22 protein-coding genes are annotated in these 24727 nt (G+C 68.2%); 14 read left to right on the top strand and 8 right to left on the bottom strand.

Annotation, left to right across the window (positions count from 1 at the left end; genetic code table 11):
- Nucleotides 1-59: 59 nt before the first annotated feature.
- The 10 genes from QM806_RS30905 (at nucleotide 60) to QM806_RS30860 (ending at nucleotide 11086) form a co-directional block, all read left to right on the top strand.
- Nucleotides 60-1034, top strand: coding sequence for an LLM class flavin-dependent oxidoreductase (locus QM806_RS30905; RefSeq protein WP_120660327.1), 975 nt, complete (start codon nucleotides 60-62; stop codon nucleotides 1032-1034).
- Nucleotides 1035-1146: 112 nt separating this feature from the next.
- Nucleotides 1147-2163: a LacI family DNA-binding transcriptional regulator gene (locus QM806_RS30900; protein ID WP_120660328.1), complete on the top strand. Its 1017-nt coding sequence runs from the start codon at nucleotides 1147-1149 to the stop codon at nucleotides 2161-2163.
- The gene (locus tag QM806_RS30895; protein ID WP_054245987.1) at nucleotides 2164-3168 is read left to right on the top strand and encodes a 2-hydroxyacid dehydrogenase; all 1005 of its coding nucleotides are present in this window, start codon (nucleotides 2164-2166) and stop codon (nucleotides 3166-3168) included.
- Nucleotides 3165-4382 carry a D-mannonate dehydratase ManD gene (gene manD / locus QM806_RS30890; protein ID WP_167113966.1) on the top strand — a complete coding sequence of 406 codons (1218 nt, stop codon included), beginning with the start codon at nucleotides 3165-3167 and terminating at the stop codon, nucleotides 4380-4382. Before QM806_RS30895 ends, manD begins: the two co-directional genes overlap by 4 nt.
- 5 nt (nucleotides 4383-4387) lie before the next feature.
- Nucleotides 4388-5923: a mannitol dehydrogenase family protein gene (locus QM806_RS30885; protein ID WP_283293907.1), complete on the top strand. Its 1536-nt coding sequence runs from the start codon at nucleotides 4388-4390 to the stop codon at nucleotides 5921-5923.
- Nucleotides 5924-5973: 50 nt separating this feature from the next.
- The gene (locus QM806_RS30880; protein WP_054245996.1) at nucleotides 5974-7353 is read left to right on the top strand and encodes an MFS transporter; all 1380 of its coding nucleotides are present in this window, start codon (nucleotides 5974-5976) and stop codon (nucleotides 7351-7353) included.
- Nucleotides 7350-7964 carry a bifunctional 4-hydroxy-2-oxoglutarate aldolase/2-dehydro-3-deoxy-phosphogluconate aldolase gene (locus QM806_RS30875; RefSeq protein WP_283293905.1) on the top strand — a complete coding sequence of 205 codons (615 nt, stop codon included), beginning with the start codon at nucleotides 7350-7352 and terminating at the stop codon, nucleotides 7962-7964. The genes QM806_RS30880 and QM806_RS30875 overlap by 4 nt, the downstream gene beginning before the upstream one ends.
- A complete protein-coding gene (locus QM806_RS30870) occupies nucleotides 7964-8902 on the top strand; it encodes a sugar kinase (RefSeq protein ID WP_283293904.1) in 939 nt (312 codons plus the stop codon). The genes QM806_RS30875 and QM806_RS30870 overlap by 1 nt, the downstream gene beginning before the upstream one ends.
- A gap of 35 nt (nucleotides 8903-8937) precedes the next feature.
- Entirely contained in the window at nucleotides 8938-10008 is a 1071-nt protein-coding gene (locus QM806_RS30865; protein WP_169692736.1) for an L-idonate 5-dehydrogenase, read from the top strand.
- An 88-nt stretch (nucleotides 10009-10096) separates the two neighbouring features.
- Nucleotides 10097-11086, top strand: a complete 990-nt coding sequence (locus tag QM806_RS30860) for an MDR family oxidoreductase (protein ID WP_005572974.1) — start codon at nucleotides 10097-10099, stop codon at nucleotides 11084-11086.
- A gap of 32 nt (nucleotides 11087-11118) precedes the next feature.
- Here the strand turns inward: QM806_RS30860 and QM806_RS30855 are convergent, their stop codons facing one another.
- Genes QM806_RS30855 through QM806_RS30840 form a run of 4 tightly spaced genes read right to left on the bottom strand, consistent with a single transcriptional unit; the run spans nucleotide 11119 to nucleotide 17968 of the window.
- A complete protein-coding gene (locus QM806_RS30855) occupies nucleotides 11119-14340 on the bottom strand; it encodes an acetyl-CoA carboxylase family protein (RefSeq protein WP_182624447.1) in 3222 nt (1073 codons plus the stop codon).
- The gene (locus QM806_RS30850) at nucleotides 14337-16046 is read right to left on the bottom strand and encodes an AMP-binding protein (RefSeq protein ID WP_182624448.1); all 1710 of its coding nucleotides are present in this window, start codon (nucleotides 16044-16046) and stop codon (nucleotides 14337-14339) included. Before QM806_RS30850 ends, QM806_RS30855 begins: the two co-directional genes overlap by 4 nt.
- A 33-nt stretch (nucleotides 16047-16079) precedes the next feature.
- Nucleotides 16080-16706, bottom strand: coding sequence for a TetR/AcrR family transcriptional regulator (locus QM806_RS30845; protein WP_167113949.1), 627 nt, complete (start codon nucleotides 16704-16706; stop codon nucleotides 16080-16082).
- A 26-nt stretch (nucleotides 16707-16732) separates the two neighbouring features.
- Nucleotides 16733-17968: a cytochrome P450 gene (locus QM806_RS30840; protein ID WP_182624449.1), complete on the bottom strand. Its 1236-nt coding sequence runs from the start codon at nucleotides 17966-17968 to the stop codon at nucleotides 16733-16735.
- Nucleotides 17969-18218: 250 nt separating this feature from the next.
- On the opposite strand from QM806_RS30840, the gene QM806_RS30835 reads away from it, so the two are divergent.
- Nucleotides 18219-18779, top strand: a complete 561-nt coding sequence (locus QM806_RS30835) for a TetR/AcrR family transcriptional regulator (protein ID WP_065492315.1) — start codon at nucleotides 18219-18221, stop codon at nucleotides 18777-18779.
- On the opposite strand, the gene QM806_RS30830 is transcribed toward QM806_RS30835, so the two are convergent.
- A complete protein-coding gene (locus tag QM806_RS30830; RefSeq protein ID WP_007301584.1) occupies nucleotides 18757-19296 on the bottom strand; it encodes a nitroreductase family deazaflavin-dependent oxidoreductase in 540 nt (179 codons plus the stop codon). The two genes, QM806_RS30835 and QM806_RS30830, sit on opposite strands and share 23 nt — an antisense overlap.
- Nucleotides 19297-19477: 181 nt before the next feature.
- On the opposite strand from QM806_RS30830, the gene QM806_RS30825 reads away from it, so the two are divergent.
- On the top strand, nucleotides 19478-19945 hold the full coding sequence (locus QM806_RS30825) for a DUF6069 family protein (RefSeq protein ID WP_133985245.1): 468 nt from the start codon (nucleotides 19478-19480) through the stop codon (nucleotides 19943-19945).
- Here QM806_RS30825 and QM806_RS30820 read toward each other — a convergent pair.
- The 3 genes from QM806_RS30820 to QM806_RS30810 form a co-directional block, all read right to left on the bottom strand.
- Nucleotides 19942-20592, bottom strand: coding sequence for a TetR/AcrR family transcriptional regulator (locus tag QM806_RS30820; protein WP_007301583.1), 651 nt, complete (start codon nucleotides 20590-20592; stop codon nucleotides 19942-19944). The two genes, QM806_RS30825 and QM806_RS30820, sit on opposite strands and share 4 nt — an antisense overlap.
- Nucleotides 20593-20804: 212 nt before the next feature.
- Nucleotides 20805-21416: a TetR/AcrR family transcriptional regulator gene (locus QM806_RS30815; RefSeq protein ID WP_005250938.1), complete on the bottom strand. Its 612-nt coding sequence runs from the start codon at nucleotides 21414-21416 to the stop codon at nucleotides 20805-20807.
- Between the two features lie 132 nt (nucleotides 21417-21548).
- Complete coding sequence (locus tag QM806_RS30810; RefSeq protein ID WP_054247705.1) at nucleotides 21549-22499, bottom strand: hypothetical protein; 951 nt, start codon at nucleotides 22497-22499, stop codon at nucleotides 21549-21551.
- A 141-nt stretch (nucleotides 22500-22640) separates the two neighbouring features.
- Between QM806_RS30810 and QM806_RS30805 the strand changes: the two genes are divergently transcribed.
- Both QM806_RS30805 and QM806_RS30800 read left to right on the top strand, forming a co-directional pair.
- Nucleotides 22641-23792 (top strand): acyl-CoA dehydrogenase family protein, encoded by a 1152-nt coding sequence (locus tag QM806_RS30805; protein ID WP_283293901.1) that lies wholly within the window; start codon nucleotides 22641-22643, stop codon nucleotides 23790-23792.
- Between the two features lie 124 nt (nucleotides 23793-23916).
- Nucleotides 23917-24711, top strand: coding sequence for an enoyl-CoA hydratase-related protein (locus tag QM806_RS30800; protein WP_005250948.1), 795 nt, complete (start codon nucleotides 23917-23919; stop codon nucleotides 24709-24711).
- Nucleotides 24712-24727: the final 16 nt, after the last annotated feature.

Raw genomic sequence — 24727 nt, 5'->3', positions numbered from 1 at the left:
CTCGTCCACCGAGTGCGGGGTGAGGAAATACCGTCGGCCGGCGGACCGTTGCCCCGGGGGTGAAGCTGTCGATTCTGGACCGGTCCCGCACGCGCCGGGGTGCGCCCGACTCTGCCGCGCTGACCGGGACGATCGAGCGTGCGGTGCATGCCGAGCATCTGGGGTTCCATCGGTTCTGGGTGGCCGAGCATCACGCCGTGCCGGGCATCGCGAGCGGGTCGCCGCCGGTGCTGCTCGCTGCCCTCGGCGCCCGCACCGACCGGATCCGGCTGGGCTCGGGTGGTGTGATGCTGCCGAACCACCGGCCTCTCGTGGTGGCCGAGCAGTTCCTGATGCTCGAGGCGATGTACCCGGGCCGGATCGACCTGGGCGTCGGACGGTCGCTGGGATTCACGAAGCCGGTACGCGAGGCGCTGCGCCGCGACCGCAACGCCCCCGACACGTTCGCCGGCGACCTCGACGAGGTGCGGAGCTACCTCGAGGGCAAGGGCGCCGTGACGGCCCGGCCTCACGTGACGAGTCCACCGCCGATGTTCGTTCTCGCTACCCGGCGCGGGCTCGACTTCGCCGCGAAGGCGGGTCTGCCGGTGGTGGTCGGTGGGCCGATCCTCGGAGCGCCGGGCGCCCGCGTTCCGGAACTCGACCGGTACCGCGACAGCTTCATCCCGTCCGCCGGGAATCCGTCCCCGTACGTGATCGTCTCGCTCGAGGTCATGATCGCCGAGGACGAAGATCGAGCCCGTGAACTGCTGCTTCCGGAGGCGTGGGCGCTGGCGCAGTCGAGCCGGACCGGCGAGTTCCCGCCGCTCGAATCGGTCGCGGACATCCGGGGTCGGGCGTGGACGCCGCGGCTGCGCGAACAGGTCGACGCCTCGATCGCGTCGTCGATCCACGGCACCGTCGAGCAGGTAAGGGTCGCGGTCGAGGCCCTCGCCGCGCGCACCGGCGCGGACGAACTCCTGGCCTCGACGTCGACGTTCGACCGGGCCGCGTTGTTCGAATCCGATCGGCAGTTGTCACTCCTGGACGTGTGAACACGCACGACGCGCAGGTTTGCTGCAAGCCTTGCGCAACTATTGACAACTTTGCGCAAGCCGGTGGATAGTGTGTGTCGGCAGTCACAACGAACAGCGAGGCGGTAGCACCGTGGCACCCACCTTGACCGAGGTCGCACAACGCGCAGGGGTATCCCTGTCCACCGCGTCACGGGCGTTCAGTGCCCCGGACCGGATCGGACCGGACACGCTCGCGCGGATCATCGCGGTCGCCGACGAGATCGGCTACCGGGCGGCGTCACCGACCCGCACCGACGTCGTGCGCCCCACCGCCACCACCGTCGCGGTCGTGGTGCCCGACATCGGACACACGGTGTTCGCGAGCTTCGTGAAGGCGGCGCAGGCTCAGGGGTGGCACCGGCGCCAGACGGTGCTCCTCACCGACACCGACGGCAGCGCCGACCGTGAGCGTGAGGTTCTCGGCGAGTTGCAGGGTCGCGTCGACGCACTCGTGGTCTGCGCTCCGCGGCTGCCCGCATCGGACATCGTGCAGCTCGCCGGCGACACCCCCCTGGTGCTCGTCAACCGCTCGTCACCCGAATGCGATTGCATCGTGGCGGATTCCGAAGACGGAATTCGCCAGGCCATCGACTACCTCGTCGCCCTCGGGCACGAGCACCTCGCCTACGTCCAGGGCTCGCCGCAGTCCTGGTCGAACCAGCGTCGTGTCGCCGCGGTCGAGGAATTCTGCAAGGCCAGGGATGTGCAGCTGAGTCTACTCGGCTGGCAGCAGGAAACCCTCGCGGGCGGTCATGCCGCAGCGGCGAGCGTGATCGCGACGGGCGCGAGCGCCGTGATCACACACAACGATCCGATGGCCATCGGAGTGATGAACGGCGTCCGCGCAATGGGCTTCTCGGTGCCGGCGGACCTGAGCGTCATCGGCATCGACGACTCGCCGCTGGCCGAACTCGCCAGCCCCGCGCTCACGAGCATCAATGTGCCGATGGCACGAGCCGGAGTGCTGAGTCTGGACCTGGTGTTCCAGCGCGCGAACGAGCCGGACTCCGATATCCGAGAAATCCACCTCCCCACTCAACTGGTCGTCCGGGCTTCGGCCGGACCGGCGCACGATCGGGTGTTTCGCCCCGGAAAAGAGAGCCGCTAGATGAAAATCGTTGTTGCCGACAGCAACCTGATTCCGCACCGATCCCGGCTCGAGGCCGCAGTTCCGTCCGAATCGCGGCTGTCCTGGCACGGCGGCTTCGACGAGGCCGCCCTGATCGAGGATCTGCGCGACGCCGACGTCTATGTCGGGGGAAAGTTCACACCGTCCATGGCGTCGGCTGCCGAGAGGCTGCGCCTCGTCCACGTCGCCGGTGCCGGCACGGACAACATCACCTTCGATGCCCTGGCGCAGGACGTGCTGGTGGCGAACACCTTCCATCACGAGAAGTCGATCGCGGAATACGTCGTGGCGGCCGCGGTGATGCTTCGACGCGGCTTCGTCGCGCAGGACAAGGCACTCCGGCAGGGCGTCTGGGCCACCTCGGTCTACGACGACCGTCTTACGCAGTCGAATTCGCTGCAGGGCGCGCGAGTGGGCTTCGTGGGGTTCGGCCACATCGGCCACGCCACGTGGAATCTGTTCCGAGCATTCGGCGCGACAGGAGCGGCCGTGACCGGTCGTGGCAACGTCGACGCGCCGAGTGCGGGACTGGACTGGGCGGCCGACGTGTCCCAACTCGGGCGTCTCCTCGTCGAATCCGATGTCGTCGTGGTGTCCGCACCGCTCGACGACCGTACGCGGGGCATGATCGGCGCCGACGAATTGCGCGCACTCGGTAGCGACGGTGTGCTGGTGAATGTGGGCCGCGGACCTCTCGTCCAGGAGCAGGCACTGTTCGACGCACTGTCCTCGTCGACCATCGCGGCCGCGGCGATCGACGTCTGGTACGACTATCCCGGACCCGACGGTCGAGGGACGCCCAGCGCTCTGCCGTTCTCCGAACTCCCCAACATCCTGATGACACCGCATTCTTCGGGAGTCTCACAACAGACTTTCGTCGGACGCGTCGACGACATCGCCGACAACATCACTCGACTCACGCGCGGTGAGCAACTGCGCAACGTCGTCGCCCCCGCCGTCGGCTCGAAAGGATCACGAGCATGACCGACAAGATCATCTCCGCGGACGTGCTGATCTGCAGCCCCACCCGCAACTTCGTCACCGTCAAGATCACCACGGCCGACGGCGTCGTCGGCTACGGTGACGCCACGCTCAACGGCCGTGAACTGTCCGTCGCGTCGTATCTCCGGGACCATGTCGCGCCCTTGCTGATCGGGCGCGACCCGGCGCGGATCGAGGACACCTGGCAGTACCTCTACCGCGGCGTGTACTGGCGGCGCGGGCCCGTCACGATGGCCGCGATCGGAGCCGTGGACGTCGCACTCTGGGACATCAAGGGCAAGACCCTCGGCCAGCCCGTCTACCAGCTGCTCGGCGGCGCCGTCCGCGACCGGGTGCTCTCCTACACCCACGCGACCGGGTGGGACGCGCCCGCGCTACTCGACTCCGTCGACGCCAAGCGCGCGAAGGGTTTCCAGGCGATTCGAGTGCAGTCCGGGGTTCCCGGCCTGGATTCGGTGTACGGCGTGCACCAGGGCGCCGCCGGATACGAGCCCGCAAGCCGCGGCGCACTCCCGGTCGAGGAAGTATGGGACACCGATGCCTACCTCAACCATGCACCGCGGATCCTCGAAGCGGTCCGTGAACACGTCGGCCCCGACCTCAAATTGCTGCACGACGCCCACCATCGGCTCACCCCGCAGCAGGCTGCGCGGCTGGGGAAGTCGGTCGAACATGTGGACCTGTTCTGGCTCGAGGACGTCACGCCCGCCGAGAACCAGGACGCGCTGCGTCTGGTGCGCAACCACACCACCACACCCCTGGCGATCGGGGAGGTCTTCAACACGATCTGGGACTGCCAGCACCTGATCACCGAGCAGCTGATCGACTTCATCCGGGTGGCCATCGTCCACGCGGGCGGAATCAGCCACGTCCGCAAGATCTTCGCGCTCGCCGAGGTGTACCAGATTCGCGGCGGACCGCACGGCCCGTCGGACGTCTCGCCGATCTCCCTGGGCGCGAGCCTGCACCTCGGGCTTGCGACGCCGAACTTCGGAATCCAGGAGTACATGGGCTACGACCCGCTCGTCAGCGAGGTCTTCCCCCACGAGTGGTCGTTCTCGGACGGGCACCTCACCCCCGGCGACGTTCCGGGCATCGGAGTGAGCATGAACGAGGAACTCGCGGAGCAATATCCGTACGAGCAGGCCTACCTCCCGGTCGCCCGGCGCCGCGACGGCTCCATGACGGATTGGTGACGAGCATGTCCGAACCGACACTCTCGCGCCGAAACGTTCCCGCTGCGGCACTGATCCACCGGCGGGTACCGGAAGGCGCCGGGATCGTGCACCTGGGCCTCGGCAACTTCCACCGCGCACACCAGGCGGTGTACACCGCGCTCGCGATGGAACGCGAACCCGGACCGTGGGGCATTCTCGGTGTGGCGAGCCGCTCGAGCACCGTCGCCGATGCGATGAACGCGCAGGACCTCCTGTACAGCGTCGTCGAGATCTCGCCGGATGGTTCTCGTGTGAGCGTCCCGGGTTCACACACCGGGACCCTGGTGGCCGAGCAGGACCCGGAGTCGGTCGTCCGTGCGATCGCGGACCCGGCGACGAAGATCGTCACGATCACGGTGACCGAACACGGGTACACGGTGTCACCCGAAACCGGCTCCCTCGACCTCGACTCCGATGTCGTTCGCCGCGACCTCGGCGAGGTGCGGACGCCCCGCACCACGATCGGGCAGATCGCCCGCGGACTGGCCCTGCGGGCGAGCACGCACGCCGCCCCGGTCACGATCCTCAGCTGCGACAACCTGCTGTCCAACGGGCGTCAGACCGAAGGACTCGTACGCGAGTTCGTCGGCATCTTCGCGCCGCCTCTCCGCGACGACCTGCTGTCCTGGATGGACTCGTCCGTGACGTTCCCCAATTCGATGGTGGACCGGATCGTGCCGTCCGGTTCGGACCGCTACAACGAGGCGGCGCTGGCACACCTCGGCGTGCGCGACACGATCGCCGTCCCCGCGGAGCCGTTCACGATGTGGGTCATGGAGGAGCGGTTCGCCGCCGGGCGTCCCGCCTGGGAGCACGGTGGCGCGCTGTTCACCGACGACGTCGAGCCGTACGAGCTGATGAAGGTCCGACTGCTCAACGGGACGCATTCGCTCATCGCCTACCTCGGCGCACTCGACGGGCGCGCCACCATCCCCGAGTCCGTGGCGCAGCCGTTCGTCGAGGACGCAGCGCGGCGGATCCTCTGCGACGAGTACCTGCCGACGGTCACCGTTCCCGAATCGGTGGACACGGACGACTACATCCGGCAGCTGTTCTCGCGTTGGTCCAATACCGCTCTGGGACATCGCACCTCGCAGGTCGGCTCCGACGGATCGGTCAAACTGGCGCAGCGCATCCCGATTCCCGCGCTCGAACACCTCGGCCGCGGTACCGTCCCGCAGTACCTTTCTCTGACGGTGGCGGCATACCTCTGCTGCATCGCCCCGCCGCCCGGGTTCGATCCCGGCCCCCACGCACGATCCATGACCGACCCCGCTCGACCGCGCCTGGCAGGAATGGCCGACAACGCCGCGTCCACTACCGAATTCGTTCGCTCCGTCTTCGTCGACGGAGGTCTGTTTCCCAGCACTCTCGCTTCGCACACCGACTTCGTCTCGCGGATCGCCGACTTCGTCGACATCATCGTCCGTCACGGGCCGGCAGTCGCCGCCGGCGAAGCATCCGACCCGGTCCCGGACCTCGGCACGATCACGTCGCTGCGGTCCAGCGCGACCATCTGACTCCCTCACCCCTTGCCCGGACTATTCCGGGACCACCAATGGAGGAATCCATGGACACTACACTCGACCCCACGGTGAACCCGAAAACTCCCGGCCGCGGTGGCGGTACACCCCAGGCAGACCCGTCCGCGGTCCGCCGGGCGGCGTGGGCGGGGCTCATCGGCACCACGCTCGAGCAGTACGACTTCGTCATCTACGGCACCGCTTCGGCGCTGATATTCAACACCCTGTTCTTCCCGAACATCTCGCCGGCGGCGGGCATCCTCGCGAGCTTCAGCGCCTACGCCGTCGGGTTTCTCGCCCGGCCGCTCGGCGGCCTGTTCTTCTCGCGGTACGGAGAGCGTCTCGGCCGCAAGTGGGTGCTCGTCGCGACGCTGATGCTGATGGGCGGCGCGACACTGGGTATCGGCCTGCTGCCCACCTACAGTCAGGTCGGGCTGCTCGCACCTGCTCTCCTCGTCGCATGCCGATTCTTCCAGGGGTTCGGAGCGGGAGCCGAACAGTCCGGCGGTGCAACCCTTCTGACGGAGACGGCGCAGATAGGCAGGCGAGGTAGGCTCGCCGCCCTGGTGATGACGGGAGCCGCACTGGGCACGGCGCTCGGCGCAGTCGCGTGGATCGCCGCGCAGCTCCTGCCCGAAGAGCAGCTCATGTCCTGGGGCTGGCGTCTCGTGTTCGTCAGCAGTCTGTTCGTCACGGTCGCCGCGTTCGTCATTCGTCGCAAGCTCAACGAGAGCCCGGTGTTCCAGGAACTCAAGGAGCAGCACCAGGTTCCGAAGACGCCGGTGAAGGAGATCTTCGCGAACGGCAAGAAGCCGCTGTTCATCGTCATGTTCATGACCATCGGCATCAGCGCGCAGTCGTACACGTACCAGGTGTTCATGGCCTCGTACCTCAAGAACGACGTGCACGTCGACCCCACGTTCATTCCCAAGGTGCTGCTGGTCGGGGCCATCTGCGGCGGCATCGCGGCCTACGGGTTCGGCCGCCTGTCCGATCGGGTGGGCCGCAAGCCGGTGTACATCTCGATCGTGATCGCCCTGATCATCCTGCCGGTGCCGACCTTCCTGGCCCTGAACACCGGCTCGCATCTGCTGATCACGATGGCGATGATCGTCGGCTTCATCCTGGCCTGCCAGGGCGCCGTCGGCGTCACCATGAGCTACTTCCCGGAGATCTTCGGCTCCCGCTACCGCTACGCCGGCGTCACACTCGGCCGCGAATTCGCCTCGATCTTCGGCGGCGGTGTCGCACCGCTGATCTGTGCGGCGCTCGTCACGGCGTTCTCCGGCTCGTGGATCCCCGTGGCCGTCTACATGATCCTGATGGCCGTGACCGTTCTGATCGCCTCGGCGATGGCACCGGAAACCCGCGACCGCGACCTCACGCTGGCCGCCAACGCCACCGACCGTGAGGTGACGGCGGCATGACGTCTTCCGTCATCGCGGTGCTGCGTGCCGCGGACGCCAACCGGTACGCCCCGGTGGTGAACGTCCTCGCCGAGAACGGCGTGCACGCCGTCGAGCTGACGATGAGCACGCCGGGAACCCTCGAGTCCCTGAGCAGCATCCGGCGCGCCGCACCCGACGGCGTCGAGATCGGGGTCGGGACGGTCACCACCGTCGAGCAGGCCCGCGCCGCCCTCGACGTGGGAGCCGACTTCCTCGTGACGCCGACGACCAACCTCGACGTCATCGCCACGGCCGTGCGTGCCGGAGTTCCGATCTACCCGGGCGGATTCACCCCGACCGAGCTGTGGAACGGATGGAACGCGGGTGCCACTGCCGTGAAGGTGTTCCCGGCGTCGGTGGTCGGGCCGGAGTACATCGGGCACCTGCGCGGGCCCTTCCCCGACATCCAGGTCGTCCCCTCGGGTGGGGTGGGCATCGACGACGTCCCCGCGTGGTTCGCGGCCGGAGCGGCGGCGGTCAGCCTCGGCGGACCGTTGATCGGGGACGCACTCCGCGGAGGCGACCTCGGGCAGCTGGCCGAACGATGCCGGCGCCTCACCGACGTCGTCGCCGAACTGGAGGTCGCGTGATGACGGTGCTGACGTTCGGCGAGACGATGGCCCTCACCAGGGCGGTGGACACCGGTGCCCTCGCCCACACATCGACACTGCATCTGGGAATCGGCGGCGCCGAATCGAACTTCGCGATCGCCTTGCGGCGACTCGGCGTCGACGTCACCTGGATCGGGCGCGTCGGCCAGGACAGCCTGGGCGACCTGATCGAACGGGAACTCCGGGCCGAGGGAATAACCGCCGACGTCATCCGCGATCCGGACGCTCCGACCGGACTGATGGTGAAGGAGCGGCGAACCGCCACCGCCACCCGCGTCTGGTACTACCGGACCGGCAGCGCGGGGTCACGGCTCACGATGTCGGACATCGCGGACGACCGCCTCGAGTCGGCGTCCCTGCTGCACGTCACCGGCATCACCCCTGCCCTGTCCGACACCGCCAGGAAGACCACCCTGCACTGCGTCGAACGGGCGCGCGCACTGGGCATTCCGGTGTCGTTCGATCTCAACTATCGCCGCGCGCTGTGGTCGCGGGACGACGCGGGCCCCGTCTTCCGTGAGCTGATCGCGTTGTCGGACATCGTCTTCGCAGGTGAGGACGAGGCCGCCATCGCGGTGGGCGAGGGCACCCCCGCCGAACTCGTCGCCCGTGTCCGCGACCTCGGACCACGCGAGAGCATCCTGAAACTGGGCGACCAGGGATGCCTGGCGATGGTCGACGGAGAGACGTACTCCCTGCCCGCGGTGCCGGTGAGCGTGGTCGACTCCGTCGGGGCCGGAGACGGTTTCGTCGCCGGTTACCTCGCGGAACGACTGGCCGGTGAGGCACCCGCCGACCGCCTGCGAACCGCTGTGACGGTCGGGGCGTTCGCGTGCACCGTGTCCGGCGACTGGGAGGGAATGCCACGCCGGGACGAACTCGGCCTTCTCACCACAACGGAACCCGTCACCAGATGACCAGCTCCGATCTCCGACAGAACTGGACTCCACGCATGAACACCAGCCCGACCACCGCTTCAGACGCCACCGAGATTCCGACGCACGCGCAGGCGGTCGTCGCCCACGGTGCGCAGGACCTGCGCGTGGAGGAGGTGCCGATCGCCGCACCGAAGCCGGACGAAGCGGTGATCCGCATCGCCTACGGCGGGATCTGCGGATCCGATCTGCACTACTGGCAGCACGGCGCCGCCGGCGAGTCGATCCTTCGCGCACCGATGCGGCTCGGACACGAGGCGTCGGGCACCGTCCTGATCGGCGCGACGGACGGAAGCGGTCCCGGCGCCGGCACCCCCGTGACCATCCATCCCGCGACCCCCGGCGGCGACAGCGCGAAGTATCCAGCCGATCGCCCCAATATTTCCCCCGGATGCACGTACCTGGGTAGTGCGGCGCACTTCCCGCACGCGGACGGGTTGTTCGTCAGCCACGTCGCCGTCCCGACCCGCATGCTCCGGGTTCTTCCCGACGGCCTCGATCTTCGTCTGGCGTCACTGGCCGAGCCGGCGAGCGTGGCGTGGCACGCGGTCGCGCGGGCAGGGGAGGTGAAGGACCGGTCGGTCCTCGTCATCGGTGCCGGACCCATCGGCGCGCTCGTCGTGGCGGTGCTGAAGCGAGCGGGCGCCGGGAAGATCACGGCGGTGGACATGCACGAGTACCCGCTGAGGATCGCGCGCGCCGTGGGTGCGGACGCGACACTCACCGCCACCGATGCCGACGCAGTCGCGGCGGTGGAAGCGGACGTCACCATCGAATGCTCCGGCAACCATCGCGGTCTGGCATCGGCAATCCACGGCACGGCCCGCGGCGGCCGGGTCGTGATGGTCGGTCTGCTTCCCTCGGGGGATCAGCCGGTACCCATGTCGATCGCGATCACCCGGGAACTGGATCTGGTCGGCTCGTTCCGGTTCAACGACGAGATCGACGAGGTGGTGGCCGCCCTCGCCGAGGGCTCGCTGGTGGTGGATCCGATCGTCACGGCCGAGTACGACGTCGCCGATGCGCTCACCGCGTTCGCGTCGGCCAGGGATGCGTCCTCGTCGAGCAAGGTGCTCCTGCGGTTCTGATCCGGGGAACGTCGCCCCGGCCTCGTCTGCGGGGCACGGCTGTCGCATGATGGTCTCGACGCACCCCCGAGGTCAGGAGAGCAAGCTGATGAAGGAATTCACCGCCTGGATCGCTCGCGAGAACGAGGGCGCCATCGGCCTCTCCCAGGAGACGGTCGCCGAGTCGTTCCTGCCGCAGGGCGAGGTCACGATCCAGGTCGAGTACTCCAGCGTGAACTTCAAGGACGCACTGGCGCTCACACCGAAGGGTGGAGTGGTCCGCGAGTACCCCATCGTGCCCGGTATCGACGTGGCGGGCACCGTCGTCGAGTCGCAGTCCCCGGAGTTCTCCGTCGGTGACACGGTCATCGCGCACGGTTACGACATCGGCACCGCCCGTCACGGTGGGTACGCGCAGTTCGCCCGCGTCCCGGCCGACTGGGTGGTGAAACTCGACGGCATGTCCACCCGCACCGCTGCCGCGATCGGTACCGCCGGTTTCACGGCCGCGATGAGCGTGGAGGCGCTGCTGTCCCGTGGGGTCGAGCCGGGCAACGGTCCGGTGCTCGTGACCGGTGCGAGTGGCGGCGTCGGCACCGTCGCCGTCGACCTGCTGTCGGCGGCGGGTTTCGAGGTGGTCGCGTCGAGCGGAAAGCCGGAGAAGGCGGAACTGCTCACCGAACTGGGCGCGAGCACGGTGATCGGCCGCCTCCCGGAGCCCGACACGAAACCGCGTCCGCTCGGCAAGGCGCAGTGGGCTGCGGCGGTCGACTGCGTCGGCGGCGCCACCCTCGCGCACGTGCTCAGCACCATCGAGTACGGCGGTGCGGTCGCGGCGAGTGGGCTGACCGGCGGACCGAAGTTGGAGACCACGGTCCTGCCGTTCATCCTGCGCGGTGTCAGCCTGCTCGGCATCGACTCGGTGCAGTACCCGATCGAGCAGCGGCGCCGGCTGTGGGGCCGTCTCGCGTCCGACCTCGCGCCGTCCCGGCTCGAGTCGATCACCCACGACGTTCCGATCGCGGACGTCGTCTCGGTGATCGACCAGGTGCGGGCCGGCACCTACTCGGGCCGGGCCGTGGTGGGCGTCGCCCCGTGAGTGCTTATTAACGTCCCGCGGTTAACAAGTACTCACGGGCGCCGGAGGCGCACGATCCAGGCACGGGAGTCGGCCGGATCGATCACGTCGTCGAGTTCGAAGATCGTCGCCGCGTTGAGTGCCTTCCCGTGCTGGTAGGCGGCGTCGACGAGTTGCGCGAACGCGGTGTCGCGCTCGGCGGGGTCGTCGATGGCCTCGAGTTCCTTCCGGAATCCGAGCCGCACCGCGCCTTCCAGTCCCATGGCCCCGATCTCGCCGGTCGGCCACGCGACCGTGAACTCGGACGCGTGGAAGGAGCCGCCCGCCATGGCCATCGCGCCGAGGCCGTACCCCTTGCGCAGGATGATCGTTCCGTACGGCACGGTCATCCGCGCGCCCGCGACAAACAGATTGCCGAAGCGGCGAACCGTGGCCTCCTTCTCCGAATCGGGTCCGACCATGAATCCCGGTGTGTCACACAGTGAGACGACGGGCAAGCCGAACGATTCGCACAGCTCCAGGAAGTGGGCCATCTTGTCCGCCGCGACCGCGTCGATCGCGCCGCCGAGGTGGTGGCTGCTGTTCGCGACCAGCCCGTACGGCGCACCCTCCACCCGGATCAGCGCGGTGACGATGCCGACGCCGTGGTCGCGGCGTAGTTCGAGGACCGAGCCCACATCGGCGATGGATTCCACGGCACTACGAACGTCATAGGCGCGCAACCGGTTCTCCGGGACGACGTGGCGCGCGAGCCGCTCGTCGGGGGCTTCCCACTCGGGGAGCGCGCCCTGGAAGTACGACAGGTACTTCTTGGCCAGTTCGACGGCGTGCACCTCGTCCCGGGCGAGCAGATCGATGACGCCGTTGCGCCGCTGCACGTCGACGGGCCCGATGTCCTCCGGCCGGTACACACCCAGTCCACCGCCCTCCACCATCGCCGGGCCACCCATGCCGATGTTCGCGTCGGGGGTGGCGATGAGGACGTCGCAGACTCCGGCGAGGGCGGCGTTGCCCGCGAAGCAGCGGCCGGAGACCACCGACACCAGCGGAACCTTCCCGTTCAACGCCGCCAGCGACCGGAAGGTGTTCAGGTCCAATCCTGCTGCCGGGCCGGCGTCGGTGTCGCCGGGCCGTCCGCCGCCACCCTCGGCGAACAGGACGACCGGGACCTGCTTGCGGCCGGCCAGTTCGATCACCCGGTCGGTCTTCGCGTGGTTACGCATGCCCTGGGTCCCGGCGAGCACCGTGTAGTCGTACGACAGCACGACCGCCTGGGCGTCGCGCGAACCGAACACGTCACCGTTGACGGTGGCAAGCCCCGCGACCAGACCGTCGGCGGGGGTGTTCTCGATCAGGTCCTGCTCGGATCGGCGGCTACGCTGCGCGGCCAGGACGAGAGGTCCGTATTCGACGAAGCTGCCGGGGTCGACCAGATCGTCGATGTTGGCACGTGCGCTGCGCCGCCCGAGCTTCGTGCGCTTCGCGATAGCGGCGGGCCGGGCGGCGTCGAGGGTCACCTCGTGTCGCTGCCGGATCTCCGCCAGGTCCGCACGCTCACGATCCAGATCGGTTGCGCTGTCGGCGACGTCGCCGGCCTCGGATCCCGTGCGGCGGATCACGACCAGCGGGTCGCCGGCGTTGACAGTCTGCCCGGGCGCCACCAGATTCCGCTCGACTACCGCACCGGCGGGCGCGGCGATCACGTGCTGCATCTTCATGGCCTCGAGCACCACGAGCTGGGCACCCGACTCTACGGTCGCACCTTCTCCGGCCGCCTCTACGACGGTCCCGGCCATGTGGGCGCGCAGCACGTCCTCACCCGCCCGCAACTCGAGTGTTTCCGACGCCACCTCCGCCGGCTGGTGCACGTGGGCGGCGTCGACGAGCGCACTCATCCGCTCGGCGAGATGGTCGGTGCCGACGACGCCGTCGGCGAAGCCGGGGTCCGCCAGAATCGCCCGGAGAAAGCCGATATTGGTGGGGACGCCCTCGACGACGAACTCGGCGAGCGCCGCATCGGCCTTACGCACCGCGGCGGAGAACGACGGGCCCCGCGAATGCACGATCACCTTCGCTAGGAGCGAGTCGTACCGCGGACTCGGTGACAGTCCGGGTCGCCCGTAGGTGTCCACGCGCACACCCGGTCCCGTCGGCGGCGAGAAGACGGACAGGGTGCCCGCGGCGGGGACGGCCTGACCGTCGGGGCGCATCGTCTCCATGTTCACCCGAGCCTGGACGGCGATTCCGCGCGCAGCAGTGGGTGTGCCCGACGCGTCGAGCCCCACGGCGCTGACGCCGTCCGGCAGTGACAGCTCCCCGTAGTCGGCTCCCCGGGCGATGGCGATCTGCACGGCGACGAGGTCGATCCCCGTCACCTCCTCGGTGACAGTGTGCTCCACCTGGATTCGGGGATTGACCTCCAGGAACACGAAGCCGTCCCGGGACACCAGGAATTCGACGGTGGCGAGTCCCCGGTACCCGACACTGGCGCACAGCCGGGCCGCGGCCTCGTGCAGTTCGCTGCGCAGTCCCGGGTCGAGCCCCTGCGCGGGGGCGATCTCGACGAGTTTCTGGTGGCGGCGCTGCACGCTGCAGTCGCGGTCGCCGACGGCCAGGGCCCGCGTCACGCCCGCGTGCGGTGCCGCCACCACCTGCACCTCGATGTGCCGGGCGCCGTCGAGAAGGGACTCGGCGAACAGCGCGGGGTTGCCGAACCCGAGCTGCGCCTCGGACGCGCACAGCCGGTACTCCTCGTCGATACGGTCCGCGCTGCGGACGGCACGGATGCCGCGACCGCCGCCGCCCGCGAGCGCCTTGATCATGATGCCGCCCGGGTGTTCCGTGAAGAACGCGCGGATGCCGTCCAGGTCGGTGGGACCGTTGGTCGCGGCGAGCACCGGCACCTTCGCGGCCACGGCGGCCTCGCGTGCCGACGACTTGTCGCCGAAGATGTCGAGCACTTCGGGGCTCGGACCCACGAAGGACAGTCCCACCTCGGCGCAGGCGCGTGCGAAATCGGCGTTCTCGCTGAGGAATCCGTATCCGGGATGCACTGCCGTGGCACCGAACTCCGCTGCCGCGTCGAGAATGGCGCGAGCGTCCAGGTAGGCGGACGGGCCGGACCCGCGGAGCGCGACCGCTTCGGTTGCCGCGCGCACGTGGGGGCTGTCCGCGTCGTCCTCCGCGTAGACGGCGACCGTGTCGACCGACATCTCCTCGGCGGTGCGGATGATGCGGAGCGCGATCTCGCCACGATTGGCGACCAGCAGGGTCACTTGTACTCCTCGGCCAGAGCGAACAGGTCGGCCTTGCGGACCTTCCCGGTCGCCGTCATGGGTAGGGCGTCGAGCACCTCGACGGTAGGGACTTTGTAGGTGGCCATGTTCCGGGTGGCCCACTCCCGCAGTTCCTCACCCGAGATCTGACGGTCGGGCAGGAGTTGGACGAACGCGAACGGCACCTGGCCCTTGCCCGGATCGGGCTTCGGGACCACGGCGGCCGACTGGATGTCGGGGTGCAGCATGAGCAGTGCCTCCACCTCGGACGGGAACACGCTCATCCCGTTGGTCTTGATCATTTCCTTGTTGCGCGCCAGATAGTGCAGTGCGCCTTTGCCGTTCAGCTTGCCCACGTCGCCGGTCTGGAGCCATCCGTCGCGGAGCGCAGCAGTGGTGGCATCGGGTTTGCCGTAGTAACCGGTGAGCAGCGACGGACTGCGCACGATGATCTGTCCGGGGTGCCCCACCGGCACGGGCACCCCGGCCTCGTCGACGATCAGGACGTCGGTGCCCGGAACCGGAAGTCCGCAGAACACGGGTTCGCTGAGCAGGTCTTCGTCGTCGGTCTGGAATCCGAGCGTGATGGTGTCGGCGGTGTGCGTCTCCGTCATCCCGTAGCTGGCCTCCCGCAGCACGTGTCCGGTGGCGTCGCGCCAGCGGCCGCGAATCGCGGGGTCGAGCTTGAGCACGAACGACACGGCCATCGCGTTGTCCAGGGTGGAGAAGTCTCGGTCGGTGAAGTCGGGCAGATCCATCAGCTCCACATAGTTGTCGACCGTCCCGACCATCGATGTCACACCACGACTTTCGACGAGTGTCGCCGCGGCCTCCGGGTCCCAGCGGTTGAGGAGCACGACGGTGCCGCCGTTGATCAGCGGGTACAGGATGCCGAAGTCCTCGCCGGCGATCCAGAAGATGGGCAGGAACCCGAGGACCACGGGGGGAGCCTCGCCCACCTGCCTGCCGCCGGCCAGTGTCGCGGTGGCGGCGGTGTAGACCATGTGCGCCTGCGTGTGTTCGCAGCCCTTCGGCATCCCGGTGGTACCACCGGTGTAGTTCAGTGCCGCCAACGCGTCGGGGTCCATCGGAATCCGCTGGGCACGTGAAGAGTCCATGATCTCCGCCCAGTCGGTGGTTACGGAGGCGGCGGGGAACGGCGGTGTGACGCTGGGTACGGCAGGCAGCAGGTCCGACACGGCGGTGATCGCGACGTGCCGCAGCGCCGTCTGGCCGCGCACGGATTCGACCACGGTCGCGAACGAATCCTGCGTCAGCAGGATCTCCACGCCGGCGTCGTCGAGTTCGTACGCGAGTTCGTGCTCCCGGAACAACGGGTTGATCGGGACGTGGACGGCGCCGATCTTCAGGATCCCGAGCATGGCGACATGGAACTGCGGACAGTTGGTGAGATGGACGCCGACGCGGTCGCCGGCGGACGCGCCCCGCTGCAGGAGCCAGCCGGCGAAGCGGTCGGACAGTTCGTCGAGTTCGGCGTAGGTGATCGCACGACCGTAGAAGTCGATCGCGACAGTCTGCGGTCGTGCCGTCGCCCAGTGCCGCAGGTAGTCGATCACGGTGCGGCCCTCGATCGGGTACTCGACTGTCCGCGGTACCTGCGGTGGCCACGCGGCGTCCTGGAGTTCGCGTATCTCGGCGAGGGCCGATTCCAGGGCCGTGGGGTCACTCGAAGGCGAGGTGGGCATACCGAACTCCCGATTCTGTGCGGATTGTCGTTGTCAGGCGAAGCCGATGAGTCTTTCGGAGATGGCGGTCAGGTCGGCGGTGTAGCGGCGCTGTTCACGGGCCGTCGCGTCGACCAGCCGGGCGGCGCCCGCGAGCTGGGCGTCGGCGAGGGTCTGCGCGATGCGGGCAGGCGGCGCGCACGGCGTGACGTCGCACGTGGCGACGATGCGCTCGATGAACCGGGTGTAGCGGCGGATGAGCCGGGTCTGCACGGTGGTCCAGCTTCGGCCGACCTCGGGGTCGAGCCGGGCGCGGTGCCTGATCAGTTCGAGGACGCGTCCGTTGGTGTACACGGCTTCCACGAACGCTTTCGTGGTGGTGCGCAGCACGTCTCGCAGGTCCTCGCTCGCCGGTCCTTCCACGTGCTGCGACTCGAGGAATTCCTCGCACACGTCGGCGGCGACGGCGTGGAACACCTCGTCCTTCGACGAGAAGTAGGCGTAGAACGTTGCCCGCGACACTTCGGCCCGGGTGGTGATCACCTCGACGGTCGTCCGGTCGTAGCCGAGTTCGGCGAAGCATGCGCTCGCGGCGCGGAGGAGTTCGCGGCGGCGGGGACCGTCGTTGTCTTTCCGCGCCGACCGCGCCCGCTCCTGAGCCTCACTTGTGGTCACGGTCACAGTATGTGTTGATGTTGACGTCAATGTCAATCTCTGGGTGTCACCTCGAGTCGGAGCGGGAGCGCGCTGTGGCGCCGCACGAACAAGCTGGGGACCCAACGTGGCTCGGAGTCGGCGGCGAGGGCGAAGCGGCTGGTGCGCGCGAGCAGTGCGGTGGTCGCGGCGAGCGCTTCCATGCGGGCGAGCGCCGATCCGACACAGAAGTGGACGCCCTTGCCGAATGCGAGATGCGAACGGATGTGCGGCCGGTCGAGCACTATCTCGTCCGGACGCTCGAACACGGCCGGATCCCGGTTGGCTGCGCCCCACAGCAGGAGCAGGTGACTACCGGCGGGCAGATCGGCGCCGCCCAGCGTGGTGTCGGCAACTACGTGCCGGTGATGCCCGCGGAACGGGGACTCGAGGCGGAGCGCCTCGTCGAGGAACGCGTCGACGAGTGCGGGTTGTTGCCGCAGCCGGGTCTGCAGTCCGGGGCGGATGGCGAGGAGTCGTGCGGCGCCCCCGATCAGCCCCGCGGTCGATTCGCCGCCCGCGCCGACCAACTGGACCAGGACGAGTGTCGCCACGTCCTCGGAGAGTTCACCGGCATCGCACGCGTGTGCCAGGACGCCCAGAAGGTCGTCGCGTGGGTCCGAAGTCGCCCGCACGAGTTCCGCCCGCAGATAGCCGGCCAGTTCGGCCGCGGAGGTGACGAGGGGACCGAGGCGGTCCGCGGCGACGACCCCGCCGAGCAGCTCCGTGCTGTCGTAGGCCCACGTCAGTAGCTGGGGTACGTCCGACTCGGGCAGGCCGATGAGATGCGCGACCATCGCCAGCGGCAGCCGGTCCGCCATCGCGGACGCCCAGTCGATCTGCCCGTCCCGCATTCCCTCGTCCCACAGCGTGTCGACGAGCGAGTCCACGGCCGGGGCCAGCGCGCGGATGCGGCGGCCGAGCGCCGGCAGCACGAGCTTGCGATGGTGCAGGTGCGCCGGGTCGTCGGCGGTGGCCAGCACGTGCACGGCCTGACCGCCGCCGTCCATGTCGAACGTCGCGGGCGGCCCCGCCGGTTGCTGCACCAGCACACCGGTGAGATTCGACGAGAAGACCTCGGTGCGGTTTGCCGCCTCGGTCACGAGATCCCACGTGGACACCAGAAAGAAGTCGGTTCCGGCGACCCGGTGGACGGGGGAGTGCTCGCGGAGTGTCCGGTAGAGCTCGTTCGGTTCGTCGAGATGGGCAGGATCGAAGATGTCGGTTCCACGGGTCGGCGAGTGGGTCATCGAGGCCTCCTTGTTGGCGGGAACCTGTTATAGATCACCACAGTTCGCGTCGAAGGACGATGCTGTCAAGAGTGGTCTGCGGACTGCGACTCCGCTGTTCAGCGATGAATTTGCCCTTGTCTCAGCGTGAGTGGATCTGGAGCCGTCGAGCCTGATCATGACCCCAATTTGGAAAACGTGTTCTAGAATTTCTCGTGTATTCGTCTCACTGTGAGACACAAGGGCAACGATGTTTCGGACGGCGGCGCGGATGGAACACGCGGATTGGTTGACCGGCGGCAACCGGCGGGTGCTTGCCGTCGAGAGGATTCACGCCGCCGCGGCCGACCTCATCCGCGAGCGGGGCATCGACGGCGTGGGTGTCGACGAGGTCGCCGCGCGGGCAGGGTGCTCGCGCGCGACGCTCTATCGCTACGTCGGGGGCAAGCGGGCTCTCGTCGACGCCGTGATGTCCCGCGCCGCCGGAGCCGTGGCGGCCCACGTCGAGCAGTCGCTGGAATCGTTCGAGAACTCGGAGCGGATCGTCGAGGCGATTCTTGCGTCGGTGACCGCGATCCGCGCGGAGCCGACGCTGGCGCGGTGGTTCACCGGGTCGCGGTCGAGAAGTACGGACGAGTACCTGGCCCGCGCACCCGAACTCGGCCGGGTGGCAATCTCGCTCACCCGCATCGCGCCCGACGAGGAGGCGGCGGGGTGGATCGTGCGCGTCGTCCTGTCGCTGTTGACCTGGCCGTTGGGCGATTCGGCCGCCGAGCGTCGCGCCGTCGAACGCTTCGTGGAGCCGGTCTTCAGGATTCGCGACTCTCTGTAGCCGAGCGGGTGGGCTCGAGCACGAACAGCCGGAACTCACGTCCACCGGACCGTCGATGCTCCATGAGGTAGCCGGGCCAGTAGTCGACCACCAGTTTCCAGAGATTCTCGCGTTCGTCTCCGGTGACCATCCGGACGCTCATCCGGGATTCGTGCGACCCGGCCTTCACCTGGGCTTCGTCGGCCGCACGCAGATTGACCGACCACGTCGGATGCTCGGGACGTCCCCAATTCGAGCCGGTGACGATGTACCCGTCCCCGTACGGAATGCACAGAAGGGCCGTCGTGCGCGGGGTGCCGCTCTTGCGTCCCGGGACCGTCACCTGCACGGACTGCAGTCCGGCGATACCGATCAGGCTCACCCGGTTGCCGGTCCACGCGCGCAGGTGCGACTCCAGCCAGATGATGATCGGCGCCATCCGCATCACCCATTCGCGGGTGCCGAGCCAGCGCGCGAGTATGCGGAGGGGGTTGCGGAGCCCCCGCGGTCGGGGAGGTGTCGTGGGGGCAGAGTTCATGGTGACCATCTTTCCCCAGATGGCCGACCGGGGCCGACCGCGATGAGTTTTGCGTTCCGCCCGGGTCTATCTGTTCGGGTCTCACCGAGAAGACCTCGATTTAAGGCCTTGACCCAAACAATGGTTGAGGTTGCAGGATCGGTCAGTAGCACTTCGAGCCACTCGACAGGGAGAAACGAACATGTCCAGCACCGGAACCACGATTTCTGCAACCACGACCTCACGGATCAACCCGATGACGCTCGAACTGAGCCGCCTGTGGGCGATCGCCGCGACTACGATCGGCGCGCTCGTCCCCAACCTGGTGATCTGGCTGCTGGGATTGGCTGCCGGCGGTTCGTTCGAGATGACGGATGCCGGCAAGACCAGCAGTGTGGCGCCCGGCGGTGTCGTCATCCTGACGGTCGTTCCGATACTGATCGGAATGACACTGGCCGCGCTGATCTCGCTGAAATGGGTGGCCGTCATCCGTCCGGCCGAAGTGATCGGCGCCCTGCTGCCGCTCGCGACGATCGCCCTGACCATTCAGGCCGACTTCGACACCGCCAGCACCATCGCGCTCTCGGTCATGCACGTGGTGATCGCCGTGGCGGTCGTCGCGGGCCTGGAAGCGATGCGGCGACCGCTGGTTCGCGCCGCGCACGTCTAGGGGGTGCTGTTCACCGGCGCATGAGCCTCGATGGTGAGTGCGATGTGCTCGACGATCCGCTTCTGCGAGATCTTCGGGCTGCCGGTGAGCCAGCGCTGGTACAGAAAGGCGATCGCCCCGAACAGGGCAATCGCGTTCAGCTGGGTGTTGACGGCGTCGCGGGGTGCGCCGTCGACACCCAGCATTGTCAGTGCCGCCGTCATGGGAGTGGTGAACTCGGTGACGAGTTGGTCGCCGCGCTGGGCCAATTCCGGCACCGATTGCGACTCGACGAACATGATGCGTCCCCGCCGCCGGTCCTGGGCGATGTAGCCGGTGAACGCCTTCACGACGTGGCGGACGAGTTCGCCCGGATCGTCGGGACCCGTCTCGAGAGCCCTGAGCAGGGTGTCCCTCGCGCCCAGGACGACGTGGTCGAGGAGTGCGACGAGCAGCGCCTCGCGATTGTCGAAACTCTCGTAGAAGTAGCGCTCGGTGAGGCCGGCCTGACGGCAGGTCGCGCGCATCGTCGTCGCTGCCGTTCCCTCGGTTCCCATGATCTGCAGGCCGGCCTCGATCAGTGCCGCACGCCTCGCCGCGCGACGGTCGGCCGGCTCCCGGCCACGCCATTTGCGCGGCGCTCCACGTGGGTTCTCGCTGTCGGTCATGCCGTCATCGTCTCATCGATCCCGGTAACGATCGGGGATCCACACCAGACGTCAACGGTCATCCCGAATGCACCACGTGCCGCATCGAGCGGCATCAGGAGGTCGTCATGACCACCACAGAGCTTCCGTCCCAACGACGTTCGGCGCGGCGGTGCGGAGCGGATTCCGGTTCGTCCCCGGGCGACGGCGGCTGACGCCGGTCGCCGCGGTGATCAGGTGCGGCGCAGCCCGTCGAACGTCAGCTCGACGACGGCGTCCGCCAGGTCCGCGACGGTCCCGCCGGTGCGCGGGCGGTACCACTCGATCAGTGAGTTGACCGTGCCGAACACGAGCCGGCTGGTGAGCGCGGGATCGATGCCGGGCCGCAGGTCTCCCTCTTCCGCCGCCGCGACGACGAGGTCGCTGACGAACGCGTCGAACTCGCGGCGGCGGGCGAGTGCGCGACGCTCCACCGCGGTGTTGCCGCGAACGCGCAGCAGGAGCGTCACGTAGGGAAGCTCGGCGGCGAGGACCTCGACACTGCGGCGGACGAGATACTCGAGACGGTCGATGTACCGGCCGCTCGTCGCCTTCTCCTCGGTGGTGACCGCGAAGAGGGCGTTGAGCGCGCGCGACAATGCCAGCTCGAGCAGCTCCGACTTCCCGGACACGTGGTGATAGATCGACGACTTCGTGATTCCCAGGCGCTGGGCCAGTACCTCCATGCTGGTGCCGTCGTAACCCTTGTCGTTGAAGACCTTGACTGCGACAGCGAGCAGCGAGTCGAGGTCGTAGCCGGGACGTCCGGGCGATCCGGTCTTCCGTGCGGGGCGTGCCGTAGTCATGCGCGCAATCCTTCCAGGTGCAGAACTCCACCGCATCGGTGCGCCGTCATCCACGGGAGCCGACCGAAGGTTCGGTTGAGGTGAGAATACCGCGAGTAACCCGGCGGCGGTGAACCACGTGCGACGGGTGAATCAGCCGCCCATGGCCTGGGTCCGGCCCTCCTTGCGGGCCTTCGCCAGCCCCCGCCGGGCGACAAACCCGTTGGCGAGGAGCAGGAGGGTCTTGTTCGGCGGCGCCGCGAACCCGGCCTGGGTATGGGGCGCATACAGCGCCTCGGTGCCCGTGACCTCGATCCAACCGGTGTTCTGACGCGACTCGAGGCCGACGAGCTTGGCGCGGTAGGCGTGGGCGAGCAGCCCGGCGCGGCGGCCGCCCTGCGGCGCGCCGGCGGGCACCGTCAGACGCACGCCCTCGCTGCTCGCAGAAACGACGTCGACCGGAACGACGACCGGATAGCCGTCCGCCTGACGGTAGGCGAGCAACCGGTGCGACAGCTTCGCCGCGCGCCCACCGGTTTTGGCCGCATCCACCCGTGGGCCGGTGCCCCTCTTCGGTGGAGTCTGGGGTTCCGGGTCGACGGCGGGCAGCGGTGCGCCGAACACCTCGGGCCGGCCGGTCAGGTGCAGATCGGGCCAGGCGACGACCCGTGTCACCGTCACGGTCACCGGTACCCGGTCGGCGTAGTACGCGCTGAGCCACCGGTCCCAGAACGCGCCGCGGCGTGGCTCGCCCGTGTAGGGGGTCGAGCGCCGGCCGATGTCCTCGAGCAGTTCCGGGTCGGGGGTGGGGTCGAACGTCGCGTCTCCCTGCACGAGCACGTAGCGCTGATTGGTACCGTCGCCGATCCCGTGCTCGCGGGCGTGGTAGGCGAGCGCCACCCGGGGTTCACCCTTGATGCGTTCGAGCTTGCGGCCGAACCCCAGCGAGGTGGTGAAGCCGACCGTTCCCCGCTCGCGGTCGCTCAGCCCGAGGGGTGCCACCGCCGTCACCACCGCCCCGCCTGCGGGTGTGATGTACGCGAACCCGCAGGTCAGATCGCCACGGATGACGTCATCGACCCCGTCCGACCAGGTGACCGGCATGAGTCGAGCCTACTCAGCCGACGCGGCACCGGGCCAGTGCTCGGGGGTTGACGACACCCGGGAGTGAATATAGCTTCACTTCAAGTGAGTGATAACTCACGAAAAGTGATCGTGTATTCAACGCGGCATCGAGGAGCATCCATGGACCTGACACTGACCGAGGAGCAGAAGGAGTTCCGGCAGCTGGCCCGCGACTTCGTGAACAAGGAGGTCGTGCCGCACCGCGCCGCGTGGGACCGCGCCGAATCGGTGGACACCGCGATCGTCGAGAAGCTCGCCGACATCGGCTTCTTCGGCATGACCATTCCGGAGGAGTACGGCGGTCTCGGCGGCGACTACATCACGTACTGCCTCGGCATGGAGGAACTCGGCCGGGCGGACTCCGCGGTCCGGGGCATCGTGTCGGTGTCGATGGGGCTGGTGGGCAAGGTCATCCTCTCGCACGGCACCGAGGATCAGAAGCACGAATGGCTGCCCCGCATCGCGTCCGGTGAGGCGCTCGCCTGCTTCGGGCTCACCGAGCCGGACAACGGTTCCGACCCGGGCAATCTGAAGACCAAGGCGGTACGCAGCGGCGACGACTACGTCATCAACGGGTCCAAGATCTTCATCACCAACGGCACGTGGGCGAAACTGTGCCTGGTGTTCGCGCGCACCGGAGGCCCTGGGCCCAAAGGGGTTTCGGCCTTTCTGGTTCCGACGGACACCCCGGGATTCGAATCGCGCGAGATCCGCGGAAAGCTCGGACTGCGCGGGCAGGCGACGGCCGAGTTGTCCTTCACGGACGTCCGCGTCCCCGCGAGTTGCCTGCTCGGATCCGAGGGGCAGGGTTTCTCCATCGCGATGCACTCGCTGGACAAGGGTCGCGTGTCGGTGGGCGCGGGTTGCGTCGGAATCATCCAGGGCTGCCTCGAGGCCGCCGTCGCCTATTCCCGCGAGCGCACGCAGTTCGACCGTCCGCTCGCCTCGTTCCAACTCGTGCAGGACCTGATCGCCGACATGTCCGTCGACGCCGACGCGGGGCGGTTAGTCACCTGGCGGGCCGCCGACCTGATCGAGCGCGGTGAACCGTTCGGGACGGCCGCGTCGAAGGCGAAGTACTTCTGCAGTGAAGCCGCGGTTCGCGCCGCCAACAACGCAATACAGATCTTCGGTGGGTACGGGTACGTCGACGAATATCCCGTCGCCAAATACATGCGCGACGCGCGGGTGATGACGCTCTACGAGGGCACCAGTCAGATCCAGAAGCTGCTGATCGGCCGGGCGGAGACCGGGGTCGGCGCCTTCCTCTAGTGCCACCGAGCGCCGAGTGACCCTTGACACACTGCCCGGTGTGAATATACGTTCATTCACGTCGAATGCTAGTTCACTACTTATGAACATCAACTCATTGCAGACTTCAGAGAGAGGAATCACCGTGACCGACTACGAAGACATCACCTACGAGGTCGACGGCCCGGCTGCGGTCGTGACGATCAACCGCCCCGCGCGCTACAACGCCTTTCGTGGCAAGACCGTCGAGGAGCTGATCAAGGCCTTCCGCTCGGCGTGGGCCGACGACGCGGTGCAGGCGATCATCCTCACCGGTGCGGGGGAGAAGGCGTTCTGCACCGGAGGCGACGTCAAGCAGCGCGCGGAGACCGGCGACTACGGCCCGACCGAGAGTGGAATGTTCGAAATCGGCAACCTGCACAAGCTGATACGCGACGTCCCCAAGCCCGTCATCGCCGCGGTGAACGGCATCGCTGTCGGCGGCGGCCACGTCCTCCACGTTCTCTGCGACCTCACCATCGCCTCCGAGACCGCGAAGTTCGGCCAGGCAGGTCCCCGCGTCGGCTCCTTCGACGCGGGCTTCGGGTCCGCCTTCCTGGCGCGAGTCGTCGGCGAGAAACGCGCCCGGGAAATCTGGTACCTCTGCCGCCAGTACGACGCGGTCACCGCCGAACGCTGGGGCCTGGTCAACTGGGTGGTCCCCGCCGACCGACTGCTCGACGAGGCCAAGGCCGTCGCCGCGGAGATCGCCGAGAAGAGCCCCACCACCCTGCGTTTCCTGAAGCAGTCGTTCAACGCCGACACCGATCACCAGGCCGGACTGAGCAACCTCGCGATGTCCGCGCTGGACCTGTTCACGCACTCACCCGAAGGCCTCGAGGGGGCGGCGGCGTTCGCGGAGAAGCGCAAGCCAGATTTCAACAAATTCGTGAACGCCTGAGTCCGACAGCACGGGA

Source organism: Rhodococcus sp. IEGM 1351 (assembly GCF_030056875.1).
GTDB lineage: Bacteria > Actinomycetota > Actinomycetes > Mycobacteriales > Mycobacteriaceae > Rhodococcus_F > Rhodococcus_F opacus.
This window is presented reverse-complemented; position numbering and strand designations above follow the sequence as displayed.

What these genes read in the sequence shown, in the direction of transcription:
- QM806_RS30895 (WP_054245987.1), top strand. Translation starts at nt 2,164, where the DNA reads ATGAAAATCGTTGTTGCCGACAGCAACCTGATTCCGCACCGATCCCGG.
- manD (WP_167113966.1), top strand. Translation starts at nt 3,165, where the DNA reads ATGACCGACAAGATCATCTCCGCGGACGTGCTGATCTGCAGCCCCACC.
- QM806_RS30885 (WP_283293907.1), top strand. Translation starts at nt 4,388, where the DNA reads ATGTCCGAACCGACACTCTCGCGCCGAAACGTTCCCGCTGCGGCACTG.
- QM806_RS30880 (WP_054245996.1), top strand. Translation starts at nt 5,974, where the DNA reads ATGGACACTACACTCGACCCCACGGTGAACCCGAAAACTCCCGGCCGC.
- QM806_RS30875 (WP_283293905.1), top strand. Translation starts at nt 7,350, where the DNA reads ATGACGTCTTCCGTCATCGCGGTGCTGCGTGCCGCGGACGCCAACCGG.
- QM806_RS30870 (WP_283293904.1), top strand. Translation starts at nt 7,964, where the DNA reads ATGACGGTGCTGACGTTCGGCGAGACGATGGCCCTCACCAGGGCGGTG.
- QM806_RS30865 (WP_169692736.1), top strand. Translation starts at nt 8,938, where the DNA reads ATGAACACCAGCCCGACCACCGCTTCAGACGCCACCGAGATTCCGACG.
- QM806_RS30860 (WP_005572974.1), top strand. Translation starts at nt 10,097, where the DNA reads ATGAAGGAATTCACCGCCTGGATCGCTCGCGAGAACGAGGGCGCCATC.
- QM806_RS30850 (WP_182624448.1), bottom strand. Translation starts at nt 16,046, where the DNA reads ATGCCCACCTCGCCTTCGAGTGACCCCACGGCCCTGGAATCGGCCCTC.
- QM806_RS30840 (WP_182624449.1), bottom strand. Translation starts at nt 17,968, where the DNA reads ATGACCCACTCGCCGACCCGTGGAACCGACATCTTCGATCCTGCCCAT.
- QM806_RS30835 (WP_065492315.1), top strand. Translation starts at nt 18,219, where the DNA reads ATGGAACACGCGGATTGGTTGACCGGCGGCAACCGGCGGGTGCTTGCC.
- QM806_RS30830 (WP_007301584.1), bottom strand. Translation starts at nt 19,296, where the DNA reads ATGAACTCTGCCCCCACGACACCTCCCCGACCGCGGGGGCTCCGCAAC.
- QM806_RS30825 (WP_133985245.1), top strand. Translation starts at nt 19,478, where the DNA reads ATGTCCAGCACCGGAACCACGATTTCTGCAACCACGACCTCACGGATC.
- QM806_RS30820 (WP_007301583.1), bottom strand. Translation starts at nt 20,592, where the DNA reads ATGACCGACAGCGAGAACCCACGTGGAGCGCCGCGCAAATGGCGTGGC.
- QM806_RS30815 (WP_005250938.1), bottom strand. Translation starts at nt 21,416, where the DNA reads ATGACTACGGCACGCCCCGCACGGAAGACCGGATCGCCCGGACGTCCC.
- QM806_RS30810 (WP_054247705.1), bottom strand. Translation starts at nt 22,499, where the DNA reads ATGCCGGTCACCTGGTCGGACGGGGTCGATGACGTCATCCGTGGCGAT.
- QM806_RS30805 (WP_283293901.1), top strand. Translation starts at nt 22,641, where the DNA reads ATGGACCTGACACTGACCGAGGAGCAGAAGGAGTTCCGGCAGCTGGCC.